General features: G+C 71.5%; 15 protein-coding genes. 1 reads left to right on the plus strand and 14 read right to left on the minus strand.

Translation table 11 applies throughout. The features are described 5' to 3' along the window. From ACZ7L4_RS13690 to ACZ7L4_RS13755, 14 genes are all read right to left on the minus strand, one after another. Positions 1-1,104 (minus strand): pectinesterase family protein, encoded by a 1,104-nt coding sequence (locus ACZ7L4_RS13690; RefSeq protein ID WP_472102193.1) that lies wholly within the window; start codon positions 1,102-1,104, stop codon positions 1-3. Between the two features lie 92 nt (positions 1,105-1,196). Continuing rightward, complete coding sequence (locus ACZ7L4_RS13695) at positions 1,197-2,507, minus strand: pectate lyase family protein (protein ID WP_472102195.1); 1,311 nt, start codon at positions 2,505-2,507, stop codon at positions 1,197-1,199. Positions 2,508-2,555: 48 nt separating this feature from the next. Beyond that, positions 2,556-3,413 carry a rhamnogalacturonan acetylesterase gene (locus tag ACZ7L4_RS13700; RefSeq protein WP_472102197.1) on the minus strand — a complete coding sequence of 286 codons (858 nt, stop codon included), beginning with the start codon at positions 3,411-3,413 and terminating at the stop codon, positions 2,556-2,558. Positions 3,414-3,517: 104 nt separating this feature from the next. Further along, complete coding sequence (locus ACZ7L4_RS13705; protein WP_472102199.1) at positions 3,518-4,888, minus strand: ABC transporter substrate-binding protein; 1,371 nt, start codon at positions 4,886-4,888, stop codon at positions 3,518-3,520. Next, complete coding sequence (locus ACZ7L4_RS13710; protein WP_472102201.1) at positions 4,885-6,456, minus strand: glycoside hydrolase family 43 protein; 1,572 nt, start codon at positions 6,454-6,456, stop codon at positions 4,885-4,887. Before ACZ7L4_RS13710 ends, ACZ7L4_RS13705 begins: the two co-directional genes overlap by 4 nt. Beyond that, a complete protein-coding gene (locus tag ACZ7L4_RS13715; protein WP_472102203.1) occupies positions 6,453-7,328 on the minus strand; it encodes a DUF6807 domain-containing protein in 876 nt (291 codons plus the stop codon). The genes ACZ7L4_RS13710 and ACZ7L4_RS13715 overlap by 4 nt, the downstream gene beginning before the upstream one ends. After that, positions 7,325-8,572 (minus strand): Gfo/Idh/MocA family protein, encoded by a 1,248-nt coding sequence (locus ACZ7L4_RS13720; protein WP_472102205.1) that lies wholly within the window; start codon positions 8,570-8,572, stop codon positions 7,325-7,327. The genes ACZ7L4_RS13715 and ACZ7L4_RS13720 overlap by 4 nt, the downstream gene beginning before the upstream one ends. Positions 8,573-8,580: 8 nt before the next feature. After that, positions 8,581-9,510, minus strand: a complete 930-nt coding sequence (locus tag ACZ7L4_RS13725) for a carbohydrate ABC transporter permease (protein ID WP_472102207.1) — start codon at positions 9,508-9,510, stop codon at positions 8,581-8,583. After that, positions 9,507-10,448 (minus strand): carbohydrate ABC transporter permease, encoded by a 942-nt coding sequence (locus ACZ7L4_RS13730; protein ID WP_472102209.1) that lies wholly within the window; start codon positions 10,446-10,448, stop codon positions 9,507-9,509. Before ACZ7L4_RS13730 ends, ACZ7L4_RS13725 begins: the two co-directional genes overlap by 4 nt. Before the next feature lie 149 nt (positions 10,449-10,597). Then, positions 10,598-12,340, minus strand: a complete 1,743-nt coding sequence (gene araD, locus ACZ7L4_RS13735; protein WP_472102211.1) for an L-arabinonate dehydratase — start codon at positions 12,338-12,340, stop codon at positions 10,598-10,600. Further along, the gene (locus tag ACZ7L4_RS13740) at positions 12,337-13,263 is read right to left on the minus strand and encodes a dihydrodipicolinate synthase family protein (protein ID WP_450817648.1); all 927 of its coding nucleotides are present in this window, start codon (positions 13,261-13,263) and stop codon (positions 12,337-12,339) included. The genes araD and ACZ7L4_RS13740 overlap by 4 nt, the downstream gene beginning before the upstream one ends. Then, a complete protein-coding gene (locus ACZ7L4_RS13745) occupies positions 13,260-13,931 on the minus strand; it encodes a GntR family transcriptional regulator (RefSeq protein WP_472102213.1) in 672 nt (223 codons plus the stop codon). The genes ACZ7L4_RS13740 and ACZ7L4_RS13745 overlap by 4 nt, the downstream gene beginning before the upstream one ends. A gap of 181 nt (positions 13,932-14,112) precedes the next feature. Next, the gene (locus ACZ7L4_RS13750; RefSeq protein ID WP_472102215.1) at positions 14,113-15,273 is read right to left on the minus strand and encodes a hypothetical protein; all 1,161 of its coding nucleotides are present in this window, start codon (positions 15,271-15,273) and stop codon (positions 14,113-14,115) included. Continuing rightward, complete coding sequence (locus ACZ7L4_RS13755) at positions 15,270-16,214, minus strand: 5-dehydro-4-deoxyglucarate dehydratase (RefSeq protein ID WP_472102217.1); 945 nt, start codon at positions 16,212-16,214, stop codon at positions 15,270-15,272. Before ACZ7L4_RS13755 ends, ACZ7L4_RS13750 begins: the two co-directional genes overlap by 4 nt. A 215-nt stretch (positions 16,215-16,429) precedes the next feature. On the opposite strand from ACZ7L4_RS13755, the gene ACZ7L4_RS13760 reads away from it, so the two are divergent. Then, positions 16,430-17,275 (plus strand): NAD-dependent epimerase/dehydratase family protein, encoded by an 846-nt coding sequence (locus tag ACZ7L4_RS13760; protein WP_472102219.1) that lies wholly within the window; start codon positions 16,430-16,432, stop codon positions 17,273-17,275. Positions 17,276-17,505 lie beyond the last annotated feature (230 nt).

The following is a 17,505-nucleotide window of genomic DNA, read 5'->3' on the forward strand; positions in this document are numbered from 1 at the left end:
TCACTCCCACGGCCGCCACTGCCCGAGATACGTCTCCCGGGTGTGCGCGGCCGCCTGTTCCGCGGTGAGTTGCGGTCGGTTCTCCGGGATCGACACCGCGGCGCCGGGGCCGGTGTTCCGGTACTCCGCGAACCGCTGCTCCTGCCACGGGAAGCTCGCCGACATGTTGGCGTAGGGCTCGGCCGCGTCGATGCCGCGGCCGAGCCGCGACTCGCGGACGACCAGGGCGGGCCTGGCCGTCGTGTCGGAGCTGGGCACCCAGGGGCGGGCCAGCTTGTAGTACGCGTCCGGGGCCGTCGAGCCGATCCGGGCACGGGTGACCAGGAAGCCGAGCGGGTTGGCGCCCGCCGTGGACGGCGCGAACACGAAGCCGTACGGGGCGGAGCCGAGGTCGGTGCGGTCGAGCGTGCGGAAGTCGCAGCGCTCGAAGACCGCGGTGCCGCGCCCGAAGACGAAGTCGACGTCGCCCTCGACGTAGCAGTCGTGGAAGTACTGCCGGGAGAAAGCGGTCAGCGCGGGCGAGTCCGCGTACAGGGTGTCCTGGTGGCCGAGGAAGCGGCATTGGTGGAACGCCGAGCGGTCGCCCGTCACCTTGACCGCGACGGCCTGCGTTCCGGTGATCCCCGGGTGGTCCGCGCGCAACCAGTCGTTGGCGAAGGTGAGGTGGTGCGCGGTGAAGCCGTCGGGGCGCAGGGTGACGGTGGCGCTGCCGGTGGTGCCGTACGTGCCGGAGCCGTCGGGCTTCGGGGTGCCGGCGGCGTTGTCGTACACGATGACCGTGTCGCGGGGGTCGCCGGTGGCGCCGATCCAGGTCGCGTCGGTGGCCGTGGCCGGGACGTTCACCGTTTCCCGGTAGGTGCCGGGGGCGAGCACGAGGGTGTGACCGGGGGTCGTTGCGGCGGATGTTGCTGCTTGCACGGTGGTGAAGTCGCCGGCGCCGCGGGGGTGTACGTAGAGGGTCTTCGGGGTGAGGCGGGTCTTGGGTGAGCCGTAGCGGCCGAAGGGGTTTCTACGGGGTGGTGTGGCGTTCGACGGTGTGGTGGTGGCGCTCAGGGCGAGCGCCGCGCCCACGATGACGCTCCGTCTGGGGACATGGGTGGGCATGGTGCGGCTCCCTGGGAATGTGGCCGGCGATCGGGGCGCACGTCGCGGGGCTCTGCCCCGGACCCCGCGCCTCAATCGCCGGCGGGGCTTGATCAATGGAGCTGGCGCGGGCCTGCGCCCCGCGCGACCACCCGTGGCACCGACTTCGCCGGGTCCACATGCCCCCGCAGGGCCGGCTTCCAGCCCGCGCCCGCGCGGAGGGGAGCGTCCGCGTGGTCCGCGTTGTAGGCCGCCACGAGGTCGACCCGCTTGCCGTTGACCCGGTTGTCGGTGGTCGTCAGGGGATAGTCGTTCCAGCGGTGCAGGACGGCGCCCGCCGACGTTCCCTTGGGCAGCGTGAACGCGTTCTTCTCCGCGTAGAGCTGCGACTCGAAGCCGATGCCGAACGAGTACGCGTAATCGGCGTTGCCCACATACGAGTTGTTGTAGACGTCGACCTGTCCGAAGCGGACGCGCGGGGCCCGTTCGACGAGGTTCTTGAAGAGGTTGTGGTGCAGGGTCACGCGCAGCTTGCCGCGATCCGTGGCGGCCGCGCCGTCGCTGTTGCCGATCATCAAAGTCTTGTCGTGGTCGGCGAAGACGTTCCAGGACGCGGTCACGTAGTCGGCGCCCTTGACGATGTCGAGCTCGCCGTCGTGCTGCTGGTAGATGCGGCCGTAGTAGCTGGGCAGCGTGGAGTCGGGGTGGGCGCCGTCGGTGAACTCGTTGTGGTCCAGCCAGACATGCGTCGAGTTGTAGACGACGGCCGCGTCGTACTCGGAGTTCCAGTTGCCGGTGTCGCCGTCCGTCGGGTCCCACTGCGGGAAGCAGTCGAGCGGGGACTCCAGGGTGAGGCCGCGCACGATGACGTTGTCGACGCCGTTGATCTGGAGGCTGCCGCCGACGATGCCCGGGTTCTTCCCGACGCCGATGATCGTGGTGTTGGCGGGCACGTTCGCCTTGATGGCCTTGGCCTGGGCGGCGGCGGACGCGGCGCGCAGGTCCTCCTGTTCGCCGGTCACCTCCTTGTCGTAGCCCCAGACCTTCGGGTCGTAAGCGGCGAGGTACTGGTCGAAGTCGTAGCCGTCGGCGGCGAAGTCGGCGCAGGTCGCGCCGTCCGCGTCGAGGGTGCCCCTGATCTTGACGATCTTGGGGGCGGTGCCGCCGTCGGCGAAGGCGGCCTTCAGCTCGGCCCAGGTGGTGACGGTGTAGACGTGTGCGGCGTCGGCGGCGGCCCCGCCCGTGGTGCCGGTGGTGGCCGAGCCCCAGCCGTCGCCCTTGGCGAGGGTCTGGCGGGCGAGGTCGCGGCCGTGGGGCTCCGCCGCGCCCGCGGCGGTGACCGTGCCGGTGACGGCGAGGACGACGGCGGTGCAGCCGGCGGCGACGACCGCGTATCTCTGCTTGCTCTTCCTGTGTGCTCTCACTGTGCGGCTCCTGGAGGACGGTGTCGGGGAGATGTCAGGCGGCGGATGTCATACGGGGGTGGTTCCGGCGAGCCAGGTCAGGCGGGAGTGCCAGGCCGGGTCCAGCTCGTCGAGGGCGTCGGGCCCGTCGCCGGTGCGGCGCACGTCGCGGGCGGGCAGCACCTTGCGGCCCAGCAGTTCGGTGGCGACCAGGCGGGCGACCGCGATCGCGCCCGGCGGGTTGAAGTGCGTGTTGTCCTGCTCGGTCGCGGTCCAGTTGAAGTACGTCTTCGTGCCCTCGACGCCGAGCCCCCGCCACAGCGCGAGGGACAGCGCCTGGATGTCGAGCAGCGCGACGCCCTCCCGTTCGGCGAGGGCGCGCATGGCCGCCGGGTAGTCGCCGTGGGTGGGCACGGGGTTGCCGCCCGCGTCGAACTTTCTGCGCTCGACGGCGGTGGCGAGCACCGGGCGGGCGCCCCTGGCCCGGGCCCCGTCGACGTACAGCTTCAGGCAGTCCTGGTACGTCGACCAGGGCTCGGTGTAGCGGGTGGGGTCGGCGCTCTTCTCGTCGTTGTGCGCGAACTGGATGAGGAGGAGGTCGCCGGGGCGGATCGCGGCGAGGATCGTGTCCAGGCGGCCCTCGTCGGCGAAGCTCTTCGAACTGCGGCCGTTGACCGCGTGGTTGGCGACGCGGACGCGGTCGGCGAGGAAGAACGGGAGGGCCATGCCCCAGCCGGTCTCGGGCTTGGCGTCGAGGTACTTCTGGGCGGCGGTGGAGTCGCCCGCGACGAAGAGGGTCCGCCGGTCGTCGCGGCGGGCGGTGGCCGCCGGCGCGGGAGAGGCGAGGGCCGCCGCGAGGGGCAGCGAGGCGAGGGCGGCCAGAGCGGATCTTCGGGTGGTCGACACGTCGGTGTGCCGTCCTTTCATGAGCGTGCTTCATGAAGGTGTGTGGAGGGCCGACGGCGGGAGCCGCGGGGCACGAGGCGTCCCGCCGCCGGCCCGGTCAGAGGTGAACAGGCATATGGCGAGCGCTAGTTGGCCTGCTGCTTCCATTCGGCCTGCGCCTTGTTGAGCTGGTCGGCGAGCGAGTCGAGGAAGGTCTTCGCCGTCGTCTTGCCGAGCATGACCTTCTGGAAGTCGTCCTCGTTGTCGGCCTTGGAGATGGTGTTCCAGTCCGGCAGGTAGTACGGCAGCTGCACGATCTTGGTGGAGCCGGACTGCAGCGCCTCGGCGGCGAGCTTCGTCGGCTCGGACTTCTGCACCCAGTCGTCCTTGGCGGCCTCGGTGTTGGCCGGGATCTGCTTGGCCGACTCGTTCCACTTGCTGTTCTCCGCGTGCGAGGCGGCGAACTCCATGAACTTCCAGGCGGCCTTCTTGTTCTTGCTCGCCTTGAACAGGCCGAGCCCGTCGACCGGGTTGGAGACCTGGACGCGGGTGCCGCCCGGGCCGGTCGGGTTGGGGATGCCGCGGAACTTGGTGCCGAAGGCCTTCACGTGGTCGCCGTACGAGCCGAGGTTGTGGCTCAGCATGCCGATCTTGCCGCTGTCGTACTGCGCGACCATCTTCGTGAAGTCGTTGTTGACGTCGGCGGCCGGCGTCGCCTTCTTGTAGAGGTCGGCGTACTTCTGCAGCGCGGCCACGTTCTTCGGGTCGTTGACCGTGGTCTTCTCGTTGTCCGCGTCCCAGAACGAGGTGATGCCGCTCTGCCCGTACGTCGCGTCGAGGGCCTGCGCGATGGAGCCCTCGCCGCCGCGGATGGTGTAACCGAACTCGTTCTTGCCGGTGTCGGTGAGCTTGGCCGCCGCGTCGAAGAACTTGTCCCAGGTCGTCGGCGCGCCCAGGCCCGCCTTCTTGAACAGGTCGGTGCGGTAGTAGAGGACGCCGTTGTTGGCGGAGGTCGGCAGCTCGTAGAGCTTGTCGCCCGCGCCCGCGGACTTCACGGACTCCATGAAGGCGTCGTTGAGCTTCCCGTTGAGCGAGCTCGTCGCTATCCGCTCGTCGAGCGGTTCGAGGGCGCCCTGCGCGGCGATCCCGGCGAGCATCGCGGTGCCCACGCCGCCGACGTCGGGCAGTCCGCCGCCCTGGATGGCGGTGTCGTACTTGGACTGCACGTTCTCGGCGGGGATGCCGACGTACTTGACCTTGATGTTCGGGTACTTCTTCTCGAAGTCCTTGATGATCTCCATCCAGACGTCGCGACGCACGGCCGTGTTGTTGTCCCAGAAGGTGATCTCACCCTTGCCCGAACCCTCGTTCCCCTTGTCGCCGCCCGCACCGCTGCCGTCGTCGCCGCAGGCCGTGGCGGTCAGGGCGAGGACGGTGCTGATGGCGACGGCGGTGCCGGTGCGCAGGGCGGATCTGCGGATGCCGCTGCGGGTTCCTCTGCGTGCACTGATGGTCATGGTCGGCTCTCTTCTTCTGGATCCAACTGGAGGGTGGTGCTGCGGAAGTGCGTGAACCGTGCGGCGCCGGCGGCCTGACCACCGGGCGGCGCCGCCGCGAACAGGCCGAGCAGGGCGCCGACCCAGCGCCAGGGCTGGGCGGCGAACACCTGGCCCGGGCGCCGGAAACCGTCTCCGGTGTCGACGAAGAAGCGGCAGCGGGCCCCGTCGGCGATGTCGACGCGCAGCCGTGCCGTCGCGCCGGGCGCCGCGCGCGGATGGGCGGCGTCGCGTTCCGCGTCGGCGGTGGTCTCGGCGAACCGGTGCACGACATGGACCGTGTCGTCCGCCCCGCGCTCGAGGCCGATCCAGGTGTATGCGTCCCCGAGGACGGCAAGTCCGGCTCGGGCGCCGGGAGTTGTGGCATCGAGCCGGAGGTCGACCTCCACCCGGCTGGGCAGGAGCGGCAGCCGCTGTGTCAGCAGGTGCGGTACGCGGCGCAGGTCGCGCACCCCGTCGGCGGAGCGCACGCAGGCGAGCCGCAGGCCGTCCTCCTCGTGCGAACTCGTCCAGTCCGCCTCGGAGTTGGCCGCCCACTGCCACTGCGGCCCGAAGCGCCCGCCGGGGAAGTCGTCGTCCGCCTGGGGCGCCGTCACCGGCCGCGGCGGCAGCTTCGGCTTCTCGTGTACGTCGACGGGGGCGCCGTCGTCGCCGATCACCGGCCACCCGGAGGCGTCCCAGCGCATCGGCTGCAGATGCACCACCCGCCCGTACGGGCCGCGCTGCTGGAAGTGCAGGAACCAGTCCTCACCCGCCGTGGTGCGCACCCATCCGCCCTGGTGGGGGCCGTTGACGTCGGTGTCGCCCTGTTCGAGCACGACCCGCTCCTCGTAGGGCCCGAAGAACGAGCGGGAGCGGAAGGCGCCCTGCCAGCCGGTCTCGACGCTGCCCGCGGGGGCGAGGATCCAGTACCAGCCGTCGTGCCGGTAGAGCTTGGGGCCCTCAAGGGTGAACCAGCCGGGGATGCGGTCCCCGTCGATCAACACTGCGCCCTCGTCGAGGAGTTCACTGCCGTCCGGTGCCATGCGGTGGCCGGTGAGGCGGTTCTTGATGCCGGCGCGGGACTTGGCGTAGGCGTGCACGAGGTACGCCTCGCCGGTCTCCTCGTCCCACAGCGGGCAGGCGTCGATGAGGCCCTTGCCCGCCTTGATCAGGTGCGGGGCCGTCCAAGGCCCCTCGATGGACGGGGAGTTGACCTGGTACACGCCGTGGTCGGGGTCGCCCCAGAAGATCCAGAAGCGGCCGTCGTGGTGGCGGATCGCCGGGGCCCACACGCCGCAGTCGTGGCGCGGCGTGGTGAACGCCTCAGCGGGTTCGAGGCGGTCGAGGGCGTGCCCGACGAGCGTCCAGTTGACGAGGTCGCGGGAGTGCAGCAGCGGCAGGCCGGGAGCGCGGCCGAAGCTGGACGCGGTCAGGTAGAAGTCCTCGCCGACCCGGACCACGTCGGGGTCGGACCAGTCGGCGGCGAGCACCGGGTTGCGGTACGTGCCGTCGCCCAGGTCGCCGGTTCTGCGCGGCACGCGGCTCATGCGGCCACCGCCTTGCGGACGAGCGTCGCGGCCCGTTTCCGGTCGAGCGCCCCGTCGGCGACGACCGTGACCACGCGGCGTACGACGGTGTCGCCGGGGCCGACGGTCAGCCGGGCCGCGGAGGCGAGCGAGGAGCCGACGCCCGGGTACTCGTCGGTGCGGACGAACCACGGGTCGCGGCGGGTCTCGGCGGTGGCGCCCGCGAAGACGAGGGTCCAGCCGTCGCCCGCCATGGCCAGCCAGTCGGCGGGGCGGCCGTGCACGGCGGCCTCGCCCTCGGCGGCGGCTGTGAACACCGCCGGGGCCGCGGCCTCCTTGGGCGCCCGCCAGAAGAAACCTCCGTACGCCGCGCCGGGGCGGCCGTTCGTCGCGGGGCTGCCGATGCTCAGACCGGCGTCCGACGGGTTGGTGAGCGAGAACGTGAAGTCCAACGCCCAGGCGTCGTCGCACAGTTGGGTCACGGCCACGGTGCGGCGCTCGCGCAGGAGCGGCACGCAGCCGTCCGCGATCCAGTCCAGGTCCTCCACGAACCCGTCCGGGTCGCACAGCTTGAACGCGCGGTGCCGCTGCTCGCCGTGGTTGTCGAGCTCGGTCGGGCCCCGGCCCTCGACGTAGGTGCGCCCGCCCCAGAAGTTGCGCCCCGCGACGTCCGGCACGGCGACGCCCACCCCGAGGTGGTGCGGGTGGTCGGCGGGCGCGAACTCGGTGACGGGGGTGCCGGCGAGCGTGGTCACCGGGTGCAGGAAGGGGCGCGGCGAGAGGCGGCGCGCGTCTTCCCCGGCGTACGGCCGGATCTCGTAGCGGGCGACGGGGCGGCCCGCGCAGCTCAGCGTCAGCGGGGCGGTGGCCAGCCCGTGCAGGGTGCGGGTCATGACGTGGCCTCCGCTCCGGGGCGGGCCCAGGACGCGCCGAGCCCGGCGAACCCCGTGAGGCCGTCGGCGCTCGCGGCGACGAGCCCGTCGGCGCCGTGCACCACCCGGCGTACGGTGCCCGGCCGGTCGGCGGGCACCTCGCTCCACGCGTCGGCGGGCAGCGCCAGTGGGTCGGGGGCCAGCCGGATCGCCTCGACCACGCGCATGAACGCCCCGGTGGCGGCGGGCGGCACGAGCAGCGGCGTCTCCCCGTCGGTGGCGAGGTGGTCGACGAGGTTCGCCAGGAGGTCGGTGCGCCCGTGCACGGACTCCTCCGGGCCGCGGCCCGCGCGCTGCACGAGGACGCGGTCCTGCTTGTACCAGAACGTGATCCGGCCGCGGCTCCCGTGCACGACGACGTACGGCTCGTCGGGCCGCTCGGCGCACAGCGTCGCCGCGACGGTGACGCGCGATCCGGTGCGGGTGGTCAGCTCGACGTACGAGGTGTCGTCGGCCTCGATGTCGTTGGCGCGGTACAGCTCGGTGCGGATCGCGGTGAGGTCGGCGCCGCCGGTCGCGCCGTCGAGGGCGAGGGAGGTGGCGACGGCGTGGGCGAGCGGGTTGGTGAGCACGCCGTCGACGACGTCGACCGTGCGGCCCGCGCCGGTGCCGGTGCCTCCGTCGGCGGGGAGGCGGCGGCGTCCTGCCCAGGGGGCGCGCCGGTAGTAGGCCTCGTCGCGGGCCCAGGCTCCGGCGGCGCCGATGCCGAGGGGCTCGCCGATGGCGCCGTCGCGTACGAGATCTCGTATATGAGACACCGCATGCGAGCCGAGCGACTGGAAGCCGACCTGGCAGGCGATCCCCGCCGCGGCGACCCCGGCCGCCATCCGCTCGTATTCCGTGTATGACGGCGCGGGCGGCTTCTCCAGGAGCAGGTGCACGCCCCGCTCGGCGGCGACCAGGGCCAGATCCGTGTGCGTGGGGATCGGGGTACAGATGATCGCGATCCGGGCGCCGGTGCGGTCGAGCAGCTCCCCGAAGTCGGCGCTCTGGACGATGTCTCCGGCGTCGAAGCCGTCGAGCTCCGCCCCGTCCAGGGGCCGCAGCTCGCACACTCCGACGAGCCGCACGCGGCCCGCCTCGGCGAGGCCCCGCAGGTTGTTGATGTGCCAGCGGCCGTGTCCGCGCGCGCCCGCGAGGACGACGGGAACGGGCTCGTGCATCGGGCCGCTGTTGTCCGTCTGCATGATCGACTTGATCTTCATAGTGCTTGTCATCCCTTCACCGCCCCCGCGCTGAACCCCGTGACGAGCCATTTCTGAATGAAGGCAAAGACGATCACCACGGGCAGCGCGGCCACGACGCCGCCGGCCGCGAGCGCGCCCAGGTCGACGGAGTCCGCGCCCATGAGGGTGGCGAGCCCGACGGGGATCGTCTGCTTGTCCTGGTTGGAGAGGAACATCAGGGCGAACAGGAAGTGGTTCCAGCTGTGCACGAAGGCGAAGGAGCCGACCGCGATGAGGCCGGGCCGCAGAAGGGGAAGCACGACGGCGCAGAAGGCGCGGAAGCGTCCGCAGCCGTCGACCCAGGCGGCCTCCTCCAGCGAGTACGGCACGTTCTTGATGAAGCCGCTGATGAGGATCATCGTGAGCGGCAGCTGGAAGACGGTCTCGGCGATGATGACGCTGCCGAGCGAGTTGATCAGCCGCAGGTTGGCGAAGATCTGGAACAGCGGGACCAGCATCAGGGCGCCCGGAATGAACTGCGAGCACAGCAGCGCGAGCATGAAGCCCCGCTTGATCCGGAAGTTGAAGCGGGCGAGCGCGTAGCCGCCGGCCAGCGCCACGACCGTCGTCATCAGCATCGAGGCGAGTCCGACGAGCAGGCTGTTCTGGAAGAAGACCGCGAAGGACCGCTCGTTCCACACCTTGTCGAAGTGCTCGAAGGTGAGCGGCCACGGCACGAGGGACGTGGATCCGGCGGGCCGGAACGCGAACAGCAGCATCCAGTAGAAGGGGACGAGCGTGAAGAGGAGATAGACGCCGAGCGGCACATAGATCTGCCAGCGCGGGACGTGCTCCCAGGAAGGTCCGTCGCTCCCCTTCTTGGAGGGGGTGAGGGCGGCGCGGTGCCGGCCGCCGCCGGAGGCGGTGGCGACGGGCGCGGTCGTGGTGGCGGTCAACCGGGCTTCCTTGACGGTCACTTGTCCTCGCCCCCGAACTTGCTCAGGCGGAGATAGATCATCGAGCAGAACAGGAGGATCACGAAGGCGATGGACGTCAGCGCGGACGCGTAGCCGAAGTCGTGGCTGTCGACGGCAATGGAGGCGATGCGCAGCGGCAGGGTGGTCGTCTCGCCCGCGGGTCCGCCGCCGGTGAGGGTGTAGAGCAGGTCGACGTTGTTGAACTCCCAGACCGCGCGCAGCAGCGTGGAAAGGATGATCGCGTCCTTGAGGTGCGGCAGCGTGATGTGGAAGAACTGCCGCAGCCGGCTCGCCCCGTCGACCTCGGCCGCCTCGTACAGGTCCTTCGACACGGACTGCAGGTCGGCGAGGATGAGGATCGCGAAGAAGGGCACGCCTCGCCAGAGTTCGGCGGTGACGACGGCGGGGAAGACGGTCGCCGTGTCGGAGAGCCAGGACGTGCCGTACGAGCCGATGCCGATGTCGGCGAGGTAGCGCGTGATGCCGGTCTGCGAGTTGTAGAGCAGCATCCAGACGGCCGAGGTCAGCACGCCGGAGACGGCCCACGGCGAGAAGACCAGGGCGCGGGCCATGCCGCGGCCGACAAAGGTCTGGTTGACGACGAGCGCGAGCCCGAGGCCGAGCAGCAGTTGCAGCACCACTTGCACGACGACCCATTGGAGGCTGAAGCCCAGCGTCCGCCAGAAGTCCGGGTCGTTGGTGAACGCGGTGACGAAGTTGTCGAGCCCCGCGAACCCGTTGCGCCACGGCTTGGTCGGGTTGAAGTGCTGCACGCTGTAGTAGAAGACGCTGATGACGGGATACGCGATGAAGCCCAGCATCAGCAGCCCGGCGGGCGCGATCAGCAGATACGGGAGCCTGCGCGGGGTGGCTGACTTGCGGCGCCGGGGCGGCGACGCGCCCCCCGGGGCTTTGGCCACGGCTGCGGCTTGGGCCATGACGGGAACTCCGTTCTCGGTGGCTCAGGTCGGTGCTTCTTGCTTCTTCACGGGTCCGTAGAAAGCGCTTGCACGGGGCACGTATCGAAACGCTTCGCAGACGGTGTTCGGGGTGTCGGCCATGAAGGCCGGCGGTCGTGCGGGGTGGCTCAGCTCGCGTACGGGTCCTGGACCGTGCCGGACCGCGCCAGGAAGGCGAAGTCGCAGCCGGTGTCGGCCTGGGTGATCTGCTCGTCGTAGAGCACGCCGTAGCCGCGCCGGTGACGCTCGGCGGGTGGCGTCCACTCGGCTCTCCGCCGCTCCAACTCCTCGTCGCTGACGTCGAGTCGGAGGGAGCGGGCGGCGACGTCGAGCGTGACGGTGTCGCCGCTGCGGATGAGCGCGAGCGGCCCCCCGACGTGCGACTCGGGGGCGATGTGCAGGACGCACGCCCCGTAACTGGTGCCGCTCATCCGGGCGTCGGAGAGCCGCACCATGTCACGCACGCCCTGCTTGAGCAGGTGGTCGGGGATGGGCAGCATCCCGTACTCGGGCATGCCGGGCCCGCCCTTGGGGCCCGAGCCGCGCAGCACCAGGACACTGTCGGCGGTGATGCCCAACTCCGGGTCGTTGATGGTGCGTTGCATGGTCCTGTAGTCGTCGAAGACCACGGCGGTGCCGGTGTGCTTGAGGAGTCGCGGGTCGGCGGCGATGTGCTTGATGACGGCGCCGTCGGGGCAGAGGTTGCCGCGCAGGACGGCGACGCCGCCCTCGGCCGCGACCGGGTTCGCACGGGTGCGGATCACGTCGTCGTCGTGGACCTCGGCGCCCTCGATCTGGTCGCCGAACCGCCCGTTGACGGTGGGCCGTTCGAGGTGCAGCAGGTCGGCGATGCGGGAGAGGAACGCGGGCAGGCCGCCGGCGAAGTGGAAGTCCTCCATGAGGTACGTCTGTCCGCCCGGCCGTACGTTCGCGAGCACGGGAACGGTGCGTGCGATCCGGTCGAAGTCGTCGAGCGTGAGCGGCACCCCGGCCCGTCCGGCCATGGCGATCAGGTGGATGACGGCGTTGGTGGAGCCGCCGAGCCCGAGCACCGAGGTGACGGCGTCCTCGAAGGCCTCGGGGGTGAGGATCTCGGAGGGCTTGAGCGCGGTCCAGGCGAGGTCGACGGCGCGGCGACCGGAGGCGGCGGCCATCCGCTCGTGCGCGGAGTCGACGGCCGGGATCGAGGAGGCGCCGGGAAGGGTCATGCCGAGGGTCTCGGCCGCCGCGGTCATGGTGGACGCGGTCCCCATGGTCATGCAGTGGCCGGGCGATCGCGCCAACCCGCCCTGGAGTTCCCGCAGTTCGCAGTCGGTGAGGTTGCCCGCGCGGTGCTCGTCCCAGTACTTCCACATGTCGGTGCCGGAGCCGAGGGTCTCGCCGCGCCAGTGCCCGGGCAGCATCGGCCCGGCCGGCACGAAGAGCGCCGGTACGTCGGCGGAGGCCGCGCCCATGAGCAGGGCGGGGGTGCTCTTGTCGCAGCCGCCGAGCAGCACCGCCGCGTCGACCGGGTAGGAGCGCAGCAGCTCCTCGGTCTCCATCGCAAGGAGGTTGCGGTAGAGCATCGGGGTCGGCTTCTGGTACGTCTCCGAGAGCGTGGAGACGGGGAATTCGAGCGGGAAGCCGCCCGCCTGCCACACGCCCCGCTTCACGGCCTCGGCGCGCTCGCGCAGGTGCACGTGGCAGGGGTTGATGTCGGACCAGGTGTTGAGGACGGCGACGACGGGGCGGCCCTGGTACTCCTCGGCCTCGTAGCCGAGTTGGCGCATCCGGGCGTTGTGCGACCAGGTGCGCAGCTGCCCTTCGGTGCCGTACCACTGGTGGGAGCGGAGCTGTTCGGGAGCCAGCCGGGCTCTGGGCGCGTCGGTCATATGGACCACCCCGCCGCTATCCCGGCGACCTCGGCGCGCTCCGCCTCGGGCAGCTCCTTGCTCGGCGGGCGGACGTCGCGGCGGCACAGGCCGAGGGATGCCAGGGCCTCCTTGACGACGGTGACGTTGTTGGCGGAGGCGTCGGCGCCGCGCAGTTCCTCGAAGCGGCGGATCTGCTCCCACACCTTCATGGCGGCGGCGTGGTCGCCCGATCGAAGCGCTTCGATCATGGACAGCGAGACGCTCGGCGCGACGTTCACGAGCCCCGAGGTGAATCCGGTGGCGCCCGCGGAGAAGTAGGAGGGCGCGTACGGCTCGGCGAGCCCGGCCACCCAGACGAACCGGTCGAGGCCCGCGTCCCGGGCGAAGCCGGCGAACCGCGCGGCGTCCGGCACCGCGTACTTCACGCCGATCACGTTCGGGCAGGCGGCGCCGAGCTCGGCGAGCCGGGCACCGGGCAGCGCCGCGTTCCTGAGGTAGGGGACGACGCCGAGCTCGGGCACGGCCCGTGCGATGGCCCGGTGGTAGTCGACCCAGCCCACCTCGGAGACGTACGGGTGCACGGGCTGGTGGACCATCACCATGTGGGCGCCGTGCTCGCGGGCGTGCCGGGCGGCCTCGATCGCGGTCGGCACGTCATGCCCGACGCCGACCAGGACGACGCCCCGCTCCCCCACCTCTTCGAGGGTCGCCTCCGTGACGAGGCGGCGCTCCTCGGGGGTGAGGGCGTAGAACTCGCCGGTGTTCCCGTTCGGCGTGAGGGTGCGCACCCCGCTGTCGAGCAGGCGCCGCAGCAGGGCCCGGTACCGCCCCTCGTCGACGGATCCGTCCTCGGCGAACGGGGTCACCGGGATCGCGACCACGTCCGCGAGCGCGGCGCGCTGGGTCTCGAACGCGGCCGGCGTGACCGATGTGGCAGTCATGAGTGGTGCTCACCCTTTTCTTCCCGGTCCTCCCGCACGTCGGGGAAGGCCCGCTCGACGAACGACGCGATGTGGTCCCGCAGTGCGCGCGAGGCGCCCTGGGCGTCACCGGCGAGGGCGAGCTCCAGGATCTCCCGGTGCTCGGCGGCCTCCCGGTCCCACGAGGGGTCGGCGGCCCACGCCACGGCGGACACCAGGGCGGCCTGGTCGCGGACCTCGTCGAGCATCCTGCCGAGCAGCGGGTTGCCGCACGGGAGGTAGAGGGCGCGGTGGAACTCCCGGTTGGCCAGCGAGCGCTGGGCCGTGTCGCCCGCGGTGGCGGCGCTGTGCAGGGCGTCGCGAGCGGCGTCGAGGGAGGCGCGGCGGCGCACGGTGCGGCGCAGCGCCTCCGGTTCGAGCAGCAGCCGCACGTCGTAGACCTCGCGGGCCATGTCGGCGTCCACCATGCGCACCGTGACGCCCTTGTACTGGCTCATGACGACGAGCCCGGTCCCGGCGAGGGTCTTGAGGGCCTCGCGCACCGGGGTCTTGGAGACCCCGAACTGGGCGGCGACGTCGGTCTCCACCAGGGCCTGACCGGGCCGCAACTGCCCGGTCAGGATGCGGTGCTTGATCTCCTCCAGGACGTACTGGGTGCGGGAGGGGATCGGCGTGGGCACAGAGGTCATGCGGGCCTCTCGTATGGCGTATCGCGTCTCATATATGACGTACGAAGTACGACGCGTTGAAGCTAGAAGCGCGGCTCTGTTTCGTCAACGCTTCCGGCGAAAGAAGTTCACACAACTTCCATGTTTCTTGCGGAAGTTGATCATCCACTCCCATCACACTCCCCCCTGCGCCGCCCGCCCTTCAGAGCTCCGCGAGCGCCCCCGCCACCGCCGCGAGGTCACCGTCCGAGGCGAGCCCCGCGTGGTACAGCCGCAGCTGCGTCGCGCCCAGGTCACGTGCCGCGCGCGCGTCCTCGGCGAGGGTGGCGGGGCTGCCGCCCATGCCGCGCACGACGGTGAGGTTCGCGGCGACGACACCCCTCTCCCGCTCCGCGAACGGGCGCACCAGGCCCGCGCCGCCCGTACAGGGCACCACGACGCCGTCGGCGACGGAGAGGATGTGCTCCGGGTCGACGCCGGCGTTGGCGCCGCAGTGGTACGAGACCGGATCGGCGTGCAACAGCACCTGGAAGCCGGCGGGGGCGGCGGCCCGGACCGCCGCCACGGCCGCTTCCTGGAGGCTGCGGGCCGTGGTGTCGCGGTACGCGCGCGTGGCCGCCGCGGTCTCGGCGCCGAGCAGCTTCTCGACCGTCGCCCAGCCGTCGTCCGCCCCGTTCCCCCGCCACACGGGGTCCAGGGCCGACCGCACGGACACCGCCAACTCGACCGGATCCAGGCCGTGTTCGGCGTACCCCTCGCGGCACGAGGGGCAGAAGCACAGCGACATCAGGTACTGCCCGGCCTCGCCGAGTCCGACGCCGCCGGTCTTGTCGTGGGCGTGCAGGTGCGCGAGGCCGTACCAGCCGAGCGATTCCAGCTCGGTGCCGCGTGCGCCCGGCCGGGTGGCCGCCTCCGCCGCCAGGTCGACGAGGTACGCGCGCGTGGCGGGCTGCGCGATGCACGGCGCCCAGGGATAGCGGTCGCCGTAGGCGTTGACGACGGAGGTGTCCGGATGCTCGGCGCCCATCCGGGAGTTGTGGGCGAGCACGACCCAGGTGTGGACGTCGAGCCCCGCGCCCGCGAGGGCCTCGGCGGCTTCCCCGAAGGCGTCGCCAGGAGCCCAGCCCCCGGCCTCGTACGGGGCCAATTCCCGCCCCTGCCAACGTTGTTGGTCGGGTGGGTAGAGCACGGCCGCGTGTTCCGCCGTCACGATGCGGTGGCGCGGATGGCGGGGCGTGAGCGCGCGTGTGGAGTGGTACGCGGCGGCGAGTGTGACCTGCTGGACGCCGAGGTCGGCGATGCGGCGTGCGGCGTCCGGGTCGCCGTTGACGTCCCAGGGGTAGACGAAGGCGGAGGTCCTCACGCGTCGGCTCCTTCCAGCAACTTGGCGCCCTGCTCGACGAGTTCGACGAGGCGGTCGATGTGTTCCGCGCGCGGTTCGTGCAGCGGCGGCCGCACCCCGCCGACGTCGAGCCCGCCGAGCCGCACCCCCGCCTTCACGAGGGAGACCGCGTACCCGCGGCCCTGGTTGCGGAGTTCGACGAGGGGCCGGTAGAAGCCGTCGAGGAGCCGGTTGACCGTGGCGTCGTCGCCCGCGTTCAGCGCCTTGTGGAAGGCCTGCGCGAGCTCGGGCGCGAAGGCGAAGGCGGCGGAGGAGTAGAGGGTGATGCCGATGCCGCGGTAGGCGAGGCCGGTGAGTTCGGCGGTGGGGAGCCCGTTGAAGTAGAGGAAGTCCGCCGCCCCTTCGGTCCGTACGGCGCTGACGATCCGCTGCATCAGGTCCAGGTCGCCGAGCCCGTCCTTGAGGCCGATCACCTTGGGGTGGCGGGAGAGCGCGACAACGGTCTCCGGGGTGAAGACGGCGTTGTCGCGCTGGTAGACGACGGTGTCGAGGGAGGTCGCGTCGGCCAGCTCCGTGTAGTGCCGGAGCAGCCCCTCCTGTCCCGCGACGACGAGGTAGGGCGGCATCGCCAACAGCCCGTCGGCGCCCGCGCGTTCGGCCGCGCGCGCGTACCGGACGGCGAGCGCGGTGCCGTATCCGGCGCCCGCGACGACGGGCACCCGGCCAGCCGTCGCCTCGACCGCGGCGGCGACGCAGTCCTCGAACTCCTCGGGCGTGAGGGCGTGGAACTCCCCGGTGCCGCAGCAGGCGAACACGGCGGCGGCCCCGGCCTCGACGCCGCGCGCCACATGGGTGCGGTAGGTGTCGAGGTCCACGGTCCCGTCGGATCCGTAGGCGGTGACGGGGAAGAACAGCGGCCCGCTGGGAATGCTGAGGCGAGCGGCGAGAGGGACTGAGGTCACGAGCTCTCCCTGGACGTGCGCACCGCACGGTGTGCACGTTTGTGATTCGCGTTTACATTTCTGAACAATGCCACGGTAGGACGGCCTCCGACGGCCGGTCAAGCACGCAAAACACGCGAACTCACTCTGCGCGCACGCCTCTTGACTGGCCATGGGAGCGCTTCATAGCGTGTCCATGAATGTGAATGCCGCTCACGCACCCGGAGATCACACGCATGCCAGTCCCCTCCCGTTCCCGCACCATCCTGCTCACCGGCGCGGCCGGCGGACTCGGCACCCTGATGCGGGAGCTGCTGCCCCAGTACGGCTACGAGCTGCGCCTGCTCGACGTGCGCCCCATCGAGGACGCGCCCGACGCGATCGTCGCCGACCTGAACGACACGGACGCCCTGCGCGAGGCCGTGCGCGGCGTCGACGGCGTGCTGCACCTCGCCGGGATCTCCCTGGAGTCGACCTTCGAGAAGATCCTCGACTCCAACATCAAGGGCACGTACCACCTGTACGAGGCCGTGCGCGAGGAAGCCGCGTCCCGCGCGGACGGCACCGCGCCCCGCGTCGTCTTCGCCTCCTCCAACCACGCGATCGGCTACACGCCGCGCCCGCGCGCGGAGGACGGCGATCCGCTGGTCCCGGTGGAGACGCCGCGCCGCCCCGACACGCACTACGGCCTGTCGAAGTCGTTCGGCGAGGACCTCGCCCAGTTCGCCTGGGACAAGTACGGCATCGAGACCGTCTCCGTGCGCATCGGCTCCTGCTTCAAGGAGCCCACGGACGTCCGCATGATGTCGGTGTGGATGAGCCCCGCGGACGGCGCCCGGCTCTTCCACGCGGCCCTGACCGCCGAGAAGGTCGGCCACACGGTCGTCTACGGCTCGTCCGCCAACACCCGCGTCTGGTGGGACCTCTCCAGTGCCCGCGCCCTCGGCTACGAGCCGCAGGACGACTCGGAGGTGTACGCGGAGAAGCTGCTCGCCGAGCACGGTCCGCTCAGCGACGACAACCCGGCGCACCAGTACATGGGCGGCCGCTTCGTGAACGACCCGCCGATCTGGCCCCACTGAGCGCTGCCGAAGCCCCACTGAGGGCGGCACTTCCAGGCGGGCGGGCACCGAACGGGCCCGCCCGCCGCCTTGTTCGGGCATCCGCCCCGCCCGAACCCACATGATCCCCCGCTCCCCCGCAGGTCCGAGCCGGACCGCGCGCCCTGCGAAACGGGCAGGAACGGGCGGCATCGGGCCCGCTCCAGGCCTGTTCACCTCGGCGTACCCCCGGTACAACTTCCGGTGCGGGT

This window comes from Streptomyces sp. NPDC107575, assembly GCF_055657265.1.